Source organism: Acetobacter fabarum (assembly GCF_029069195.1).
Taxonomy (GTDB): Bacteria; Pseudomonadota; Alphaproteobacteria; order Acetobacterales; family Acetobacteraceae; genus Acetobacter; species Acetobacter fabarum_A.
The window spans coordinates 86,459-103,485 of sequence record NZ_JARDYK010000008.1 but is presented as its reverse complement, the minus strand read 5'-3'; the positions used below and the strand labels follow the sequence as shown (position 1 = coordinate 103,485).

The 17,027-nt window shown below is 59.9% G+C and carries 15 protein-coding genes; 2 read left to right on the top strand and 13 right to left on the bottom strand.

Annotated elements, in window-relative coordinates:
- Positions 1–28: 28 nt before the first annotated feature.
- The 6 genes from PY793_RS10525 to budA all read right to left on the bottom strand — a co-directional run bounded on the left by PY793_RS10525 (position 29) and on the right by budA (position 8,588).
- On the bottom strand, positions 29–1,726 hold the full coding sequence (locus tag PY793_RS10525; RefSeq protein ID WP_275178012.1) for a thiamine pyrophosphate-binding protein: 1,698 nt from the start codon (positions 1,724–1,726) through the stop codon (positions 29–31).
- A 39-nt stretch (positions 1,727–1,765) separates the two neighbouring features.
- Complete coding sequence (glcF, locus tag PY793_RS10520; protein ID WP_275178011.1) at positions 1,766–3,100, bottom strand: glycolate oxidase subunit GlcF; 1,335 nt, start codon at positions 3,098–3,100, stop codon at positions 1,766–1,768.
- A gap of 11 nt (positions 3,101–3,111) precedes the next feature.
- The gene (locus PY793_RS10515) at positions 3,112–4,320 is read right to left on the bottom strand and encodes an FAD-binding protein (protein ID WP_275178010.1); all 1,209 of its coding nucleotides are present in this window, start codon (positions 4,318–4,320) and stop codon (positions 3,112–3,114) included.
- A 21-nt stretch (positions 4,321–4,341) separates the two neighbouring features.
- Positions 4,342–5,835 carry an FAD-linked oxidase C-terminal domain-containing protein gene (locus tag PY793_RS10510; RefSeq protein ID WP_275178009.1) on the bottom strand — a complete coding sequence of 498 codons (1,494 nt, stop codon included), beginning with the start codon at positions 5,833–5,835 and terminating at the stop codon, positions 4,342–4,344.
- A 183-nt stretch (positions 5,836–6,018) separates the two neighbouring features.
- Complete coding sequence (gene alsS, locus PY793_RS10505) at positions 6,019–7,707, bottom strand: acetolactate synthase AlsS (RefSeq protein ID WP_275178008.1); 1,689 nt, start codon at positions 7,705–7,707, stop codon at positions 6,019–6,021.
- Positions 7,708–7,805: 98 nt separating this feature from the next.
- A complete protein-coding gene (budA, locus tag PY793_RS10500) occupies positions 7,806–8,588 on the bottom strand; it encodes an acetolactate decarboxylase (protein WP_275178007.1) in 783 nt (260 codons plus the stop codon).
- 119 nt (positions 8,589–8,707) lie between these two features.
- On the opposite strand from budA, the gene PY793_RS10495 reads away from it, so the two are divergent.
- Entirely contained in the window at positions 8,708–9,640 is a 933-nt protein-coding gene (locus PY793_RS10495; protein WP_275178006.1) for a LysR family transcriptional regulator, read from the top strand.
- 34 nt (positions 9,641–9,674) lie between these two features.
- On the opposite strand, the gene PY793_RS10490 is transcribed toward PY793_RS10495, so the two are convergent.
- Positions 9,675–10,136, bottom strand: a complete 462-nt coding sequence (locus tag PY793_RS10490) for an Lrp/AsnC family transcriptional regulator (RefSeq protein ID WP_275178005.1) — start codon at positions 10,134–10,136, stop codon at positions 9,675–9,677.
- A 372-nt stretch (positions 10,137–10,508) separates the two neighbouring features.
- Between PY793_RS10490 and PY793_RS10485 the strand changes: the two genes are divergently transcribed.
- Complete coding sequence (locus PY793_RS10485) at positions 10,509–11,987, top strand: amino acid permease (RefSeq protein WP_408744701.1); 1,479 nt, start codon at positions 10,509–10,511, stop codon at positions 11,985–11,987.
- A 172-nt stretch (positions 11,988–12,159) separates the two neighbouring features.
- On the opposite strand, the gene PY793_RS10480 is transcribed toward PY793_RS10485, so the two are convergent.
- The 6 genes from PY793_RS10480 to pth form a co-directional block, all read right to left on the bottom strand.
- On the bottom strand, positions 12,160–12,618 hold the full coding sequence (locus PY793_RS10480; RefSeq protein WP_275178003.1) for a 23S rRNA (pseudouridine(1915)-N(3))-methyltransferase RlmH: 459 nt from the start codon (positions 12,616–12,618) through the stop codon (positions 12,160–12,162).
- A 53-nt stretch (positions 12,619–12,671) separates the two neighbouring features.
- The gene (gene rsfS / locus PY793_RS10475; protein WP_275178029.1) at positions 12,672–13,220 is read right to left on the bottom strand and encodes a ribosome silencing factor; all 549 of its coding nucleotides are present in this window, start codon (positions 13,218–13,220) and stop codon (positions 12,672–12,674) included.
- Positions 13,221–13,246: 26 nt separating this feature from the next.
- Positions 13,247–13,918: a nicotinate-nucleotide adenylyltransferase gene (locus PY793_RS10470; protein ID WP_275178002.1), complete on the bottom strand. Its 672-nt coding sequence runs from the start codon at positions 13,916–13,918 to the stop codon at positions 13,247–13,249.
- A 23-nt stretch (positions 13,919–13,941) separates the two neighbouring features.
- Complete coding sequence (locus tag PY793_RS10465; RefSeq protein ID WP_408744698.1) at positions 13,942–15,255, bottom strand: glutamate-5-semialdehyde dehydrogenase; 1,314 nt, start codon at positions 15,253–15,255, stop codon at positions 13,942–13,944.
- Between the two features lie 94 nt (positions 15,256–15,349).
- On the bottom strand, positions 15,350–16,444 hold the full coding sequence (ychF, locus tag PY793_RS10460) for a redox-regulated ATPase YchF (protein ID WP_275178001.1): 1,095 nt from the start codon (positions 16,442–16,444) through the stop codon (positions 15,350–15,352).
- Positions 16,444–17,025, bottom strand: a complete 582-nt coding sequence (gene pth / locus PY793_RS10455; RefSeq protein ID WP_275178000.1) for an aminoacyl-tRNA hydrolase — start codon at positions 17,023–17,025, stop codon at positions 16,444–16,446. The genes ychF and pth overlap by 1 nt, the downstream gene beginning before the upstream one ends.
- Positions 17,026–17,027: the final 2 nt, after the last annotated feature.

Here is a 17,027-nt window from a genome sequence, read left to right as displayed (position 1 = left end):
CGCACCCCCGGTAAAGAAGCAAGCCTCCTCAGCTCGCTGCAATCACAATTTCCACTAACGATGGGCCATCAGTCGCCAAGGCCGCCTCCAGTGCGGGCGCAATATCTGCCACCCGTGTCACTCTGGTGGAGGGAACCCCCATGGAACGGGCAAGCGCCTGATAGTCTATGCTCGGGTTAACAATATCCATGGCCGGATATGTGCCCTCCCGAGCGGAAATATAATCTTTTTGCTGCCGCATGAAATTCTTGAGCACATTGTACTCCTGATTATTCATGACCACAAAAGTAACCGGCAGTTTTTCATGTGCCGCGGTCCACAGAGCCTGTGGCGAGTACAGGGCTGCCCCATCACCTGCGAGGGAAACCACACGCTCACGCCCAAGACCGAGTGAAGCCCCGACCGCTGCGGGCATGCCCCAGCCCAGCGCACCACCGCGCAGGAACGAATACTGCGCGGACCACGCACTTTCCAAAAACAGACGCACATCGGAAGATGTGGCTATGGCCTCATCCACAATGGCAATATCCGGCCCCACGGCACGCACCACTTCCCACGCGGCAACGCTGGGGTGAATAACCGCATCGCTGCGGTGGGCCAGCATGGCCATCTTTGCCTGCGCCTTATGCTGCATGCGCTGGGCGGCCACACGCTCGCCCGCCGCGTGGTAGGCGGCAGCCCTGACCCGTGTGAGCACCTGCAACTCGGGCAGCAATGCCTGAAGTGACGCCCGCACATCCCCCACAACCGAGAGCGGGGTCCAGAACGTACGCCCCAGATCACGCACGTCGGACGACATCTGATACACCGCACAGCTTGGCGGCAGGGCCGGGCCTTCGGTGTAAAGAATGGTAATGAGCGATTTGCCCCCAAGGGCAAAAATGGCGTCATACGCACCCAGTATCTGCGCAATGGCGGTTGCCTGCGTAGGCAGGTTGCCACACCACAGCGGATGTGCCGTGGCAAAGGGAATGCGCGATGGCCAGGAAGAACCATAAACCGGAGCCCCCAGACATTGGGCCACGGCGGCTACCTCGGCAGCCGCATCGGAGCCATACACCTCGTCCCCCGCAATAATGGCCAGCCGCCCCGGTGCTATGCCCGCCAGCGCATGCGCCAGTTCGGGCAGGCCACCGGCCACGGCCTGCCGATTGATCTGCGATGGCGCACCGATATCCACCGCACTCAGCTCCTCCATCACGTCCATGGGGAGCGAGAGGAAGACCGGCCCGGCAGGAGCCGCCGTGGAATCATGGAAGGCACGGCGCAGCAGCACGGGTAACTGGTCCGCGTGCGCCACTTCCTGCGCCCATTTAACGGCGGGGCGGGCAATCTGCACCAGGTCCCCAAACAGCAGCGGATCGGCAATGGTATGGCGAGAATCCTGCTGCCCGGCAGTGACCACCAATGGCGTTTGCGAGACACTGGCGTTCAGCAGGTTCCCCAGCCCATGCCCCAGCCCGCCCGCCGTATGCAGGTTTAAAAAACCCGGCCTGCGGGCGGCCTGCGCGTAGCCATCGGCCATGGCCACAACGCTGGCCTCCTGCAAGCCCAGGACGTAATGCACGTCAGGCACTTCCAGCAGCGCATCTATCAGCGGGAGTTCAGTGGTGCCAGGGTTGCCAAAAATGTAATCGACCCCCTCGCTCCGCAATACCTCCAGCAGGACAGCGGCCCCCCGGCGCAACTGTCCACCGGCTGTATCCACCCCTGTTATGCCTGACATGCCTTATGCTCCCCTGCGCTGTTGCGCGCCCTGAACCGGCTATTCCGCCGCCAGATTCCGCCCTTTAAGGGCAGCAGGTTCCGGCCCGCCAGTAGCCCAGTCCAGCAGTTCCACCGTATGCACGAACGGCAGCCCGAGCTCCCCTGCGAGCTGGGTCATGCAGCCAATATTGCCACTGGCGGCAATCTGGGCATGCACGGAGCGGATGTTGCGCAGCTTGCGTTCCTTCAGCTCGTTGGCAATATCTGGCTGGAGCAGGTTGTAGGTGCCCGCCGACCCGCAGCACAGGTACCCCTCGGGCACATCCAGCACGGTAAACCCGGCCTCGCGCAGCAGGTCCTTGGGCTGGTTCACAATCCGCTGGCCATGCTGCATGGAACACGCGGAATGGTACACCACTCGCAACCCTGTGGGGGTCGTGGGCTTTTCCAGCCCGATTTCCACCATAAACTCGGTAATGTCCCGCGCCATGGCGGACACGCGTGCCGCCTTGTCCGCCCATTCCGGGTCCAGCCGGAGCGCGTGGCCATATGCCTTGATGGATGTGCCACAGCCGGATGTGTTGATAACAATGGCATCCAGCCCATCCGGGCCATCGGCCTCACGCAGCCAGGCGTCGATATTGGCCTTGACCAGTGGCAGGGCCTGCGCCTCGTCCCCCATATGTTCGGCGGGAGCGCCACAACAGCCTGAGCCTGCGGCCACCACCACCTCCACCCCATGGCGCTGGAGCAGGCGGATTGTGGCCTCGTTAATGGCTGTATCCAGCACGGTCTGCACGCAGCCGTTCAGCAGCGCCACACGCTTGCGCGGTTTGACCGCCCTGTCCCCCTGCGGTGCGGGCAAAAAGGTTTGCGGCCGGTCCACAGGGCTGGGGGCAGGCAGGGGCGTGGTTGGCACCATATCCAGCATGGCGCGCAGGGGGCCGGAAAACAGACCACGGAAGGGTCTGCCAAAACGCCCGCCCCAAATGGCCAGACGGAACAGGCGGGCATTGGGAATAAGCCGGACCAGCAGTTCGCGCACGACGCGCTGGGAGAGCGGACGTTGGTAATGCTCCTCCACATATTCGCGTCCATGGGCAATCAGTTTGGAATATTCCACGCCTGAAGGGCAGATGGCCTCGCATGCAAGGCAGGTCAGGCAGCGGTCCAGATGTTCGACCGTTTTGGCATCGGGCACGCCGCCTTTTTCGTACATATCCTTCATCAGGAAAATACGGCCACGCGGGCTGTCATTTTCCTCATGCTTTACGGCATAGGTGGGGCAGCGTGAAAGACACACGCCACAATGTACGCAGTTGCCAATGATATCCTTGGCCAACTGCACGTTCGGGTCCGCATCCAGCGCGGCCTGGGGAATATGGCTGAGCATTGGGGCGTCTCCTATGCCTGAACGGTCATGCGGCCGGGGTTGAGAATACCTGCGGGGTCAAAGGCTGTACGGGTGCGCGCGGCCAGAGCCGCCACCCCTGCACTGACAGGTGGGAACGCGCCAAACTGCGCGCGGACTGCATCGGGCGCACGCAGCAGGGTTGCCCGCGCACCTGCTTTTTCTGCCATTTTACGGTAACGCAGGATGTCCACCTCGGGCTGCACACCGCGCATGGTGGAGAACACGACCCCGCCTGCCCAGTCCACAAAAAAGCGGTTGATACAGCCTGCGCTGCGCGCCTGCTCCACAAAAACGGGCATGCTTGTGGCAGGCAGGTTAACACGCCAGACCAGTTCATCCGGCTTGGCGTTCAGGCATGCCAGTTCGCGCACACCACCCCACAGGGCGTGGCTCTGCTCCTGTTCCAGTACCTCCATGGTGCCGCGGCTTGCCAGCATACCATTAAGTACCTGCTGGTTACCCGCAACACCGGGGACTGTGCCTTCCACGCGTACCAGCAGTTCGCACATCCCTGCGTCATTCACCCTGCGGGCCAGCCCGCCAAGCCCCAGCGGAAGGGCGCGCATTCTGGCAAACAGGGCCACGTCCTCTTCCAGTGTGCCCGCGGGCAGCACCAGAGTCACCTCTGCGCGTGGAGCGGGCAGAACCTTGAGCGTTACGCTTGTCAACGCCGCCAGAGTGCCATTGGCCCCTGTCACCAGTTTGCTGATATCGTAGCCGGTCACGTTCTTCATGGTCCGGCCGCCAGCCTTGAACACATCGCCCTGACCGTTCACCCCCTCCATACCCAGAACAAAGTCCCGGACAGCGCCGGTCAGAATCCGGCGTGGGCCAGACAGGGCCGTAGAAACAGCCCCACCCAGCGTACTGCGCGCACCATTGGTGCCATACAGCCCGGCATAGCGCGGGGGTTCAAACGGCAGGTACTGCCCCTTTTGCGCCAGAATCTGCTCGACCTCATCCAGCGTGGCGCCAACTCCTGCGCGGATAACCAGATCATCCGGGTCATAAAAATCTATCTGGTCCAGCCCGCCCAACTCCAGCACGCGGGTGGCCGTAACCGGGTTCCCCAGCCCGGCGCGGGTGCCATTGCCCCGCACCATCAGGGGCTCGCCCCGGCTGGCCGCGTCCATAAGAATATCCGCAACGTCCTGTGTCGTGGCAGGACGCATGGATGCCGTGGTTTGTATGTCTGTCATGCTTGCAATGCCCTACCAGAATCAGAAACGCGGAATATCCGCAAAACGCAGGCTGCCGTTATGCACATGCATCCGCCCGAACTCCGCGCAGCGGCACAGGGTGGGGAACATCTTGCCCGGGTTCAGCAGGTCCTTGGGATCAAACGCACATTTGACCATCTGCTGCTGCTGCAAATCCACTTCGGTAAACTGGTGGGTCATCAGGTCACGTTTTTCCACGCCAATACCGTGCTCGCCGCTGAGCACCCCGCCCGCATCCACGCAGGCGATCAGCACATCGGCCCCGAACTCCTCGGCTTTTTCCAGATCGCCCGGCTTGGCGGCATCATACATGATAATAGGGTGCAGGTTGCCATCCCCCGCGTGGAAGCAGTTGGCGTAATCCAGCCCGTATTTTCTGGACATGTCCGCCATCTTGTTCAGCACCTCGGGCAATTTGTTGCGCGGAATGGTGCCGTCCGTGCAGTAATAATCCGGGCAGAGCTTGCCAATGGCGGAAAACGCCAGTTTGCGGCTGCTCCATATACGCTGGCGCTCTTCTTCCGTGGTGCTGACCTTGAGTTCAATGGCCCCCTGCCCACGCGCCACGTCGCTGACCACACCGACCAGTGCATCCACCTCAACCGCCGTGCCATCAAGCTCGCACAGCAGGAGGGCTGCCGTGCGGTCATCAAATTTTTCCTTGATCAGAACGGAAACCGCATCCAGCACCTTGCGGTCCATGAACTCCAGACCCGCAGGAATAATGCCCACCCCAATAATGGCACCCACACATTCGCACGCCTCCTCCACGGAAGCGAAACTCATGGAAATAACACGCGCGACCTCGGGTATGGGCTCCAGCCGCACGGCAATTTCGGTCACCACGGCCAACAGCCCTTCGGAGCCGGTCAGCACGCCCATAAGGTCCAGTTCGCCCTCGGCAGCACCAAGGTAGGCACCCCCCAGTTCCACCATCTCGCCGGTCATCAGCACGGCCTGCATGCCCAGAATATGGTTGGCGGTCACACCGTATTTAAGACAGTGCACACCCCCGGCGTTTTCCGCCACGTTACCACCGATGGTGGAGATCAACTGACTGGACGGATCGGGCATGTAGCACAGCCCAAGATGGCTGACTGCCTCGGTAATTTTAATATTGGGAACACCGGGCTGCACGCGGGCTACACGGTTATGCTCATCCACCGCCAGCACGTTGCACAGGCGCGATGTTACCAGCAGCACGCCATCTTCCAGCGGCAGGGCGCCACCGGAGAGCGACGTGCCCGAGCCACGGGGGACAATCTTGACACCTCTTTCGTGGCAGAAACGCAGAACAGCCTGCACTTCCTGCGCAGACCCCGGCAACACAACCAGCAGCGGCATGGCCATGTAGGCGGTAATACCATCGCACTGGTAGGGCCTGCGCTGTGCATCGTCGGAAATAACCCAGTCTTTTCCTACAATCTGGCGCAGACCATGCGCCAGTGCATCACGCTGGCTTATAATGGTCTGGTTGGGTTCGGGCATCTGCATTCTTGTTCTCTTTCATACTGCGTTGCCGCGTCTATGGAAGAAAAAAGGCAGTCTGCCTGCCTCCTTTGCTCCGTCCGTCAGTGGCGCCGTGCCGCGGTGTTATAACAACATTATCGCGCCAATGAAATGGACAGAGCGGATGACAGCAATAGAACCTGTTCTGCGTCAAGCGCAGCGCTTTGTTCAGGCTGCCGCCGTGGTTTCCCCCAACTGGGCCAGAGGCTGCATGAGCAGGTGGTTGTGCGAGTAGTCAACCGGCACGGCAATAACCACCGGGCCTTCCACGTCCATGGCGTCCCGCAGGGCCTGACGTACGCCATCTTCCGTTGTGGCAGTTATGCCTTTTGCCCCGCAAGCTTCTGCATATTTTGCAAAATCAATCGGACCAAAATGCACGCCGGACCCACGGCCGTACTTCTTCTGCTCCTGCATTTCGACCATGTTGTAAGCCTGATCAATCCAGACCATGTGGATCAGGTTGCACTTCAGACGCACGGCTGTTTCCAGCTCCATGCTCGACATCATGAATCCGCCATCGCCAGAAATTGAAACAACTTTTTGCGATGGGTTTACAAGGCTGGCCGCAATCCCCCACGGCAGGCCCACGCCCATGGTCTGCTGGCCGTTGCTGATAAGCACCTGGCGCGCACGGAAGGAGAGCAGATAACGGGCCAGCCAGATATGGAATGTCCCCATATCCAGGCACAGGGTCATGTCCGGAGTAACAAACTGTTCGAGTTCACGCACGATCTGGAGCGGATGCACAGCGGAGTTGCTGCTGCTGCGTGCACTCAGCAAGGCGGTATTGCGGGCTTTTTTGTACCCCTCCAGCACGGCTTCCAGCTCCGGCGCGCGGGCAAGACCACCGGCTCGGCCACCCAGCCCTTCAAGGCTCAGGGCAATATCCCCGATCAGTTCAATTGCGGGCACAAAGGCGTTGTCGAGTTCAGCGGCCACAATATCAACATTGATGATCTGGCGGGCATCATTCACGTTCCACAGCCACGGGTCATATTCCACCGGGTTGTAGCCTACGGCCACCACCACATCGGCCTCGTGCAGCAGCTGGTCCCCATGCTGGTTGCGGAACAGGCCGATGCGCCCGCCAAAGCGGTCCACCAGGTCTTCCGATACCGCACCCGCGGCCTGATACGTACCCACAACCGGCACGCCTGTCTGTTTGACAAAAGCGCGCACGGCATCCGCCACATCCGGACGGCTGGCCAGCATACCCAAAAGCATGACCGGACGCCTGGCCTTTTTAAGCAGCGTTGCGGCCTCGGCCACCACATCCGCCGGAGCGCCCCCCATGCGCGGAGCCAGACGGTCGGCCAGAACCGGCGCATGGGCTGGCATGGACAGCACATCCATGGGCGTGCTGACAAATGCCGCGCCCGGCCGCCCACTTTCTGCAAAGCGGAAGGCATTGGCCATAACTTCCGAAATGGCAGTAGGGGTGGTCAGTTCCACGCTGTATTTGGTTACGGGGCGGAACAGGCTGACCGTATCCATGGTCTGGTGCGTCAGTTTAAGCCGGTCTGCCAGCTTGACCGCACCACCAATGGCCAGAATGGGGTCCCCTTCCGAATTGGCGGTGGCCAGCCCGGTAATGAAATTGGAAGCTCCCGGCCCGGACGTTGCAATACACACCCCGGCCTTGCCGGTCATGCGGCCAAGGCCACCGGCAATAAAGGCGGCGTTCTGCTCATGCCGGGTCACAACGGTTTTGATCGAGGAATCAACCAGCGCATCAAACAGCCGGTCCACCTTGGCACCGGGAATACCAAACACATGGGTAATACCATGCGCTTCCAGATTTTTGACAATAAGCTCCGCACCGCATTGCGCAGTGGTATCCGCCATTTTGGTCATTGTTATAAAAACCCTCAGGTCAGGCGGGGTTGCGGGAAAAAACCGCGCGACAACCCCTTACAGTTCAAAAAAAACAAACAGATCAGGTGGGCGAGGTATCAGCCACCTTCGGCAATGCGAATGGCTTCACTCAGACTTTCGGGGTTCAGGTTGGCCTGTGCGAACTGCTTTGTACGGGGCAACTGTATCTGAAGGTCCGAAATCGTGGCGACTTCAAGCATCCCCTTAACAATTCTGTATTCGGTCACATGCCCACCGCGCTTATGGTCCTCGGACAAAAAGTGCAGGTGGTAGCCAGCAACATTCACACCCTGCATATAAACCGGGCTGCGGAAGCCAATCATGGTGCCAACGACCGAGTCCAGAGTGAAGGTCGGCTGTTTTTTAACCACTTCGAGCATATGCGGGTACGGCTTGCACTGGCAGAACACCGTGCGCGTATCCACCCGTTCGAACAGGCCGGTAAAGCGCACAGCGCCAAACAGGTTGGGGTTACCCAGCAGATGGTCGACCAGTTCCTCAAAACCTTCCTTGTCTTTGGGCGTGTCGATCATCACGTTTTTTTCGGGTTCGAAATACGTCACGCAGGCAAAGGGAGTTTTAAGGGAGCCCGGCACTTCCGCCGCCAGACCTTCCGCACGGAACTGGCGCACAACACCGTCCGTTACAATCATTTCCCCATCAAGGGAGTTAAACGTACCCAGACCAAAGTTGCCGTGCTGGAGCAGTTCATCCAGCGTGGTTTCTCCATCATACACCGCATCCAGCAGGGCAGCCATGGTGGAGGTCTGGTAAAGGCGGTTTACCGGTGGCTTGCCCATAATCCCGTTCCCCAACGCCGCGGACCGCAGATCTATATCCGCTACCGGCTGCTTTACCATACTCACACTCCTTCAAACGCTTAACGGCCCATATCTCATCTGACACAGATGTTATAACGGTCTGAAGCAGTCTTCCAATATATCTTGTCGGTGTTATCCATATTGAATATATATGGGTCATGGATATCCGACACCTCCGCTATTTTGTAACCGTGGCCGAACATGGCTCCATTACCCGCGCAGCCGAAGCGCTGGGCATGGAGCAGCCACCTCTAAGCCAGCAGATCCGCCAGCTTGAAAAAAACCTTGGCGTCGTCCTGTTCGAGCGCTTAACACGCGGCGTCAAACTGACCGACATAGGGGCCGTACTCCTCCCGCGTGCCAGAACCATTCTGGATTTGCAGGCCCAGTTCCTCTCCACCGCCCAAGGGTTGGCACGGGGGGAGATGGGGCATATCCGTCTGGGGCTTGCGGGGGCGGTCTCTCTTTTGCCTGTTATTCCATTCACCATCCGCCGTTTCCGGGAAATGGCTCCCGATGTCACGATTTTTCTGGAGGAGAGCAATACGCCCTCGCTGTGCACCGCATTGCATGAACCCAGTGTGGACATTGCCATTGTGCGCCCCCCTGTGCCCGACCCGATACGGCTTTCGGTTTTTCATCTGCTGGATGAACCCACGGTTATTGCCCTGCCACGGGGGCACAAGCTGGCCGAAACCCCCGTGATCAGTCTGGATATGGTAGCCCATGACCCGCTGATTATCTTCCCGCGTGAACTGGGGCCGGGCTTTCATGACGCCATTCTGTCCGCTTATCAGGTTGCGGGGGTCACACCTGTCATGGGGCAGCAGGCACCCCAGATTGCAGGTACCATTCCGCTGGTCGCCGCGGGGCTTGGAGTTTCGGTTGTGCCGCGCTCACTCAGTCAGATCCATGCCGGGGGGGTGACCTTCCACACCATCAGCGAACCTGCTCCACGCGCCACACTGGCCGTAGCCATACGTGCAGGCCAGAATATGCCACTGGTCACCCGCTTTGCCAGTGTGCTGCGCACGGCCTGCCGCAAATGGACAAACCGGCAGCCAGAGCAGGATTTTTTTGATCTGGAATAGCGTACAGGGCTAAAAGCAGCCGTACCACCGGGATTTAAAACGCGTATTCCCTTGCATCGGCCACGGCCCTGAGCACAAAAAACGTGCGGGTCTGGCGCACATGGGGCTGGGCACTCAGCACTTCGGCATGGAAGCGATCAAAACCTTCCATATCCTCAACACGGATTTTTAAAAAATAATCGAAATCTCCCGCCACCAGATAACAGTCCAGCACTGCGGGCTGGGCGGTCATGGCGGCCTCGAACATGGGAAAACTGTCTGCCGCACGTTCCAGTACAACGCCGACCAGCACAACCATGCCCAGCCCGACCCTGCTGGCGTTCACTCTGGCCTGCACGGCGGAAATATAGCCCTCATCAAACAGCCGCTGCACCCGGCGGTGGCAGGTAGCGGGGCTGACCTGCACCTTGTCAGCCAGATCGGTATTGTGGATGCGTCCATTATTTTGCAACAGACGCAAAATCTGACGGTCCGTTTTGTCCAGACAGTTTTCCATGGAATCCTGCTCTCCAATTACCCAAAGATATGAAATTTTGTTATCTATTTTTCGTTAAAATAGAAATATTCCGTCTTGGCAGTTCTTCTTTTTGAATTAAAAACTGTCTGACCCCTGCCCTCACCATTTCATAATCACATCTGAGTGCACAAGGACAAAAATAGGCTTCCGCGCTCTGCACAGCCTATGGAAAACAATAAAATTATTTGCCGCACAGGACGGATTTTGTTTAATTTTATATAAGTTGCAAAAGGACTTAGATACATCTTCCCTTTTGTTGCATAAAAGCAACAGATAGAGACCCGCCTCCCCCGGTTCCCGCACCGGAACATTCAGCCGACCCCGTTCCCGCCACCAGCACGGAGACAGACCATTTTGAGTACGCATGCACCGCCGCCATCCGATGCCCTGCCCGGCCAGACGACGGAAGGCTACCGGCAAGGTCTGGGCAAACGACAGATCCAGATGATTTCTGTTGGCGGAGCCATCGGCACCGGCCTTTTTCTGGGTGCTGGCAGCCGCTTACAGGCTGTGGGGCCTTCTCTTGCCATTGTTTATCTGGTTTGCGGCGTGTTCTCTTTCCTCATGCTCCGCGCTCTGGGGGAACTGGTCATGTACCGCCCCACCAGTGGCAGCTTTGTGTCCTACGCGCAGGAGTTTCTGGGGAGCCCGGCATCCTATGTTGCGGGGGCGCTGTCGTTCTTCAGCTGGGCCATGACCGGCATTGTCGATATTACCGCTGTGGCCCTTTACATGCACTTCTGGGGTGTTTTTGCCATCATCCCCCAATGGCTCATGGCGCTTATGGCCCTGATTGTCATTACCTGCATGAACCTGGTTGGCGTCAAATGGTTTGGGGAGATGGAGTTCTGGTTCTCCATCATCAAAGTTGCCGCCCTTCTTGCTTTTCTGGTTGTGGGCACCGCCATTCTGGGCCTGCGCGTGCCAGTAGACGGGCATAACACGGGCATACAGCTCATTACCGAACATGGCGGGCTGTTCCCGCATGGCGTGCTGCCTGCCCTTGTGCTTATTCAGGGCGTTGTGTTCGCCTATTACGGCATAGAGATGATCGGCACCGCCGCGGGGGAATGCAAAAACGCGCGCGAAGTGCTGCCCTCGGCCATTAACAACGTGATCTGGCGGATCATGATCTTTTATGTCGGCACGGTCACACTGCTGGTTCTGCTGCTGCCCTGGTCGGCCTATCAGGCCGGGGTTAGCCCGTTTGTCACCTTCTTTTCCCATCTTGGTGTGCCAGGAGTGGATTCGCTCATGAACATGGTGGTGCTGACCGCTGCCCTGTCCAGCCTGAACTCTGGCCTGTATTCCACCGGACGGGTTCTGCGCGCACTGGCCATAAACGGTACAGCCCCGCGCTACCTTGCCCATATGAACAGACAGGCCGTACCAGCAGCCGCCATTTTAACAACCGTTGCCATTTATCTGGTGGGGGTGGGACTGAACTACCTTCTGCCTTCCCAGATTTTTGAAATTGTTCTCAACATGGCCTCTATCGGCATTGTCAGCACATGGTGCTTTATTGTGCTTTGCCAGATCAAACTGCGGCAGGCCATCCGGGCTGGCCGTATTGCGCCCACAGGCTTTGCCATGCCCGGTGCACCCGTTACTGCGTGGCTGACCATTGCCTTTTTTATCAGCATTCTGGGGCTGATGCTGTTTGATTACCCAACGGGCACCTATTCCATCATGGCCATTCCAGCACTGGCGGCCCTGCTGTTTGCTGGCTGGAAAGCTGCAAGCCATACGCCGCTTAACATTGTGCCCCAGACCATACCTTCGGCGGAATTAACCGATGATGCCGATTTTACCCCACCGCGCGCGGAATAAACGGGGGCTGTACCTTCCCTGCGGCATACAGCCCACAGGGGGCACGGAGCGTTGCGCATTGCGCAAAAAAAGGGGAGCCAGACTGGCTCCCCCTTTCTTGTTGGATACCTGGGAGGGTGTTGCAACCGGGTAGAGTGCTGTTGCCAGCATATATAATTCTCTGGTGCCGGGCTTAATCCGGCCTGCCCGCCCGGTGGTAGGGATGGCCCGCCGCAATGGCCTGCGCGCGGTAAACCTGCTCAACCAGCATAATCCGTACCAGCATATGCGGCCATGTCAGCGTACCAAAAGACAGTGTGGCATCTGCGCGCTGCAGAACGGAGCTGTCCAGCCCCTCTGCCCCGCCAATAACAAAGCAGGGTGCGCGCCCGGCACCCTGCCATGCGGCAAGGCTGGTGGCAAAGGCCACACTGCTGTACGTGCGCCCGCCCTCATCCAGAGCCACAACATGGCTGTGCGCGGGGCAGGCGGCCAGAATGGCCTGTGCCTCACGCCGCTTGATCTCATCGGGGCTGCCACGCCCGTCAGGCAGTTCTACAATATCCAGCGCAGGACGCAGGCGCTTGAGGTACCGCTCCACAAGCGCACGCTCGGACCTGTCCTTCATGCGCCCTACCGCCACGAGCCTCATACCCGGCACCTGTGACGGCGGAATCGCACGTTCTGTAAACCAGACATCAGCACTTACAGACGGGTCACGCCGTCTTCATTGCTTTCATCCAGTTCCGCGCCCCACATTTTTTCCAGCCCGTAGAGCGCGCGCGCTTCCGGCTTGAACAGGTGGACCACAATATCGCCCGTATCCAGCAGCACCCAGTCAGAACCATTAGCCCCTTCGACCAGCACACGCTTGATGCCAATATCGCGCAGCTTGCGCTCGATATGCTGGGCCATGGCGGCAATCTGGCGGTCAGCCAGACCGGTTGCGATCACCATTTTATCGGCAAAGGAAGCGCGCCCGGCAAGGTTGATCACGATCAGGTCTTCCGCCTTGTCATCCTCCAGACTGGCAGTGATCAGCGCAAGGGACTGTTCGAGCAGGTCGGGGGCGACTGCCTCACGCTTGGTGCGGGTTTTTGGCCCAGCTGCGGCTGCCTTTTTACGAACAGAGCCGGGGGCTGCCGCTGCTTTGGGAACTGCGGCGGCACGGGTGGAGGCCGCACGGCCCCCGCGGGCAGTGGCCGTGGACGTGCGGGTGCGGGCGGGCGTCTCGGCGGGTGGCTTGGTGGTTATGACCGTTCTCCTGAAAACTGACTACTCTATGGGGTGGTGGGCTGATCCGTAGTGGCGTCAAACCCGCCCCGCTGACGAATGGCTGTTGCAGATATACTGTTTTGTGCCCCCGGAAGGAAAGCCCAAGCTGGGGGAGAAAGTGTGGCAAGCCGTGCTGCCTGCCGTGCTGGCACACGCCAGCGCGCCAGATACTGCGCGGCCAACCCGCCCAAAGCCCGCACATTCTGCCCCGGACGGGGGAAAACCGCTACAGGCACCTGCCGTACCAGCTGGTGCCAGTGCTTCCAGCGCGGCAATGTTACCAGACCATCTGCCCCCATCAGCCATACAAACCGCACATAGGGGAAGCGGGCCTTGAGCCGGGCAAGGGTGTCCACCGTATAACGGGTACCGAGTCGGACCTCCAGATCGGTGGCCACAATCCTGCGTCCATCGGCAAGCTGGCGCGCAGTCTCCAGACGTGTGGCAAAAGAGGCCATCTCCCGCCCTGACTTGAGCGGATTCCCCGGAGACACCATAAGCCAGACCTGATCCAGCCGCAGTTCCAGCATAGCCCGCCGGGCTATGGCCTGATGCCACCTGTGCGCGGGGTTGAACGACCCACCCAAAAGCCCCACCCGGCTGTGGCGATTATCCCCCCATGTGGGAATCCGGCACCCTGTTGCCCGCACCACCCTGCCCTGACGGATATGTGGCACTGACCTGTTATGGGCCTGCACGCTCAGGAACGAACCTGACCATTGCCAATGACTTCGTAGCGGAAGGTCGTCAGCTGTTCCACGCCAACTGGCCCACGGGCATGGAAGCGCCCCGTGGCAATGCCAATTTCCGCTCCAAACCCGAACTCCCCACCATCACAGAACTGGGTGGAGGCATTCCACATGACAACAGCACTGCTCACACCGTTCATGAACCGGGTGGCAACGGCTTCATCCGCCGTAACAATGGCTTCGGTATGGGAGGAGCCAAACCGGACAATGTGGTCAAGCGCTTCGTCCACACCATCCACCACGGCCACATTCAGCACTGCATCCAGCCATTCGGTGGCAAAATCTTTTTCGGTGCCTGCGGGCAGGTCAGGCATGACCTGCCTTGCCGCGGCATCCGCCTTGAAGGTGCACCCCTGCTCGGCCAGATCAGACACGATCTGGGGCAGCAGGACCGAAGCAATGGCCGCGTCTATCAGCAGGGTTTCAGTGGCACCGCAAATGCCCACGCGGCGCATTTTGGCATTCAGCACAATCCGGCGGGCCATGGCATGGTCTGCTGCGGAATGGACATAGGTGTGGCACAGCCCTTCCGCATGGGCCAGCACGGGAACGCGCGCCTCACGCTGCACGCGTTCGACCAGCGAACGGCCACCACGCGGAATAATCAGGTCCACAAGGCCAGCGGCGGTCAGCATGTCCGCCACGTGCCTGCGGTCGGCGTCCGGGGCGATCAGCACCACATCTTCGGGCAGACCGGCATTGCGCAGGCCGGTCTGCATGGCGGCATGAATGGCACGCGCGCTATGCAGGCTTTCCGAGCCACCACGCAGCAGCACGGCATTGCCGGATTTTATACACAGCCCGGCGGCATCGGCCCCTACATTGGGGCGGCTTTCGTAAATGACGCCAATAACACCAACGGCAGTCGCCACCTTGCGAATACGCAGGCCATTGGGGCGGGACCATTCCTCCAGCACCTGCCCTACGGGGTCGGGCAGGTCGGCAATATCCTCCAGCCCACGGGCCATGGCTTCCACCCGCTCGGGGGTCAGGGTCAGCCGGTCACGGAACGCATCCCTGGCAGTGGACCCGGCAAGGTCAAGCGCATTGGCCTCCAGAATGGCCGGAGCGGACGCCCGCAGCGCACTGGCCGCAGCCCACAGGGCCTTGTCCCGTTCGGAGGAGGAACTCTGCGCCAGCGTGCGCGCGGCCAGTCTGGCTTTTTGTGCCAGATCGTGCATGGAGCATGGCGATGGCACACCCTGTGCTGGTGCGCGCATATCTGCCGTGGCCACATGCTGCCGACTGTCTTCCTCCGTATTCATGCTGGCGTCCCTTATCTCCATTGCCCTGTTTTCTTTTTGTCGTGTGTGGTCCGCCCACCGGGGCGGACCTGATCATGCGCTTCAGAGTGCCGTATCAGACATTAAAGCGGAAGAGCAGAATGTCACCGTCCTGCACAACGTACTCACGGCCTTCAATCCGCAGGCGTCCTGCTTCCTTCGCACCTGCTTCCCCATTATACCGAACATAATCGTCAAATGCGATGGTTTCGCAGGCAATAAAGCCACGCTCAAAATCATTGTGAATAACGGCAGCAGCCTGCGGAGCCTTGGTGCCGACCGTAATGGTCCATGCACGCGCCTCCTTGGGGCCTACGGTAAAGTACGTGCTCAGGCCCAGCAGTTTGTACCCTGCGGCAATCACACGGTCCAGACCGCTATCGTTCAGGCCCAGCCCTTCCAGAAATTCGCGGCGCTCCTCGTTTTCAAGCTGGCTGACCTCGGCTTCGATGGCGGCAGAAACAATCACCACCGCCGCCCCTTCGGCCTCAGCCTTGGCCTTCACCTTTTCGGAGAACGCATTGCCGGTGGAGGCCGAGTCCTCATCCACGTTGCACACATACAGCACGGGTTTGCTGGTCATGAGCTGCAGGCGGCGGACAGTCTCCTCCTCCCCGGCGGGGATGGCGGTACGCGCGGGGCGGCCATCACGCAGGGCCGCAAGGAGGGGCTGCATGACCTCGATCTGGGCCATGGCTTCGCTGTCGCGGTTGCGTGCGCGCTTTTCCAGCGCGGGCAGGCGCTTTTCCAGCGAATCCAGATCAGCCAGCATCAGCTCGGTCTCAATGATCTCCGCATCCCGAACGGGGTCCACGCCCCCTTCCACATGGGTAATATCATCATCCTCAAAGCAGCGCAGAACGTGGATAATGGCATCCACCTCGCGGATATTGGCCAGAAACTGGTTGCCCAGCCCTTCCCCCTTGGATGCGCCGCGCACAAGGCCCGCAATATCCACAAACTCAAGGCTTGTCGGCACTTCGCGCTGGGATTTGCCAATAACCACCAGCTTGTCCAGCCGTGGGTCCGGCACCGCAACCCGGCCCACATTGGGCTCGATCGTGCAGAACGGGTAATTGGCGGCCTGCGCCGTAGCCGTGGCCGTAAGCGCATTGAACAGGGTGGACTTGCCCACATTGGGCAGACCAACAATACCGCAGTTAAAACCCATCAGCCCTTGCTCCCTTGTGGCAGTGCAACCTTGGTCATAAACCGGTCGGCATGCCCATCCGCCAGCAGGGGGGCGGCATCGGCCATGCTGGCGAGCATGGGATCGAGCCAGTCCTGCTGGTCTGTTTGTGTAAAATTACCCAGCACCCAGCCATGCACCCGTTCCTTGGCGCCGGGGTGGCCTATGCCAATACGGACACGCCAATAATCGGGCGTACCCAGCATTTTATCTGTCGAGCGCAGGCCGTTATGGCCCGCTGCACCGCCGCCACGCTTGATGCGTAGCCTGCCCGGCTCCAGATCCAGCTCATCATGGAAGAGCGTTATCTGCTCGGGGGCTATTTTGTAAAAGGCCGCCGCTTCCTGCACACTCTCGCCCGAGCGGTTCATGTAGGTCATGGGCAACAGTGCGAGCACCTTGTGGCTGCCTATGCGCCCTTCGGCCACCTCACCCTTGAAGCGGTTGCGCCACGGCGTAAAGCCGTACCGGGCGGCAATGGCCTCGACTGCCATAAAGCCAACATTGTGCCGGTGCCGGCGCATGGAGGACTCGGGGTTACCCAGTCCGACCCAGAGCAGCATTG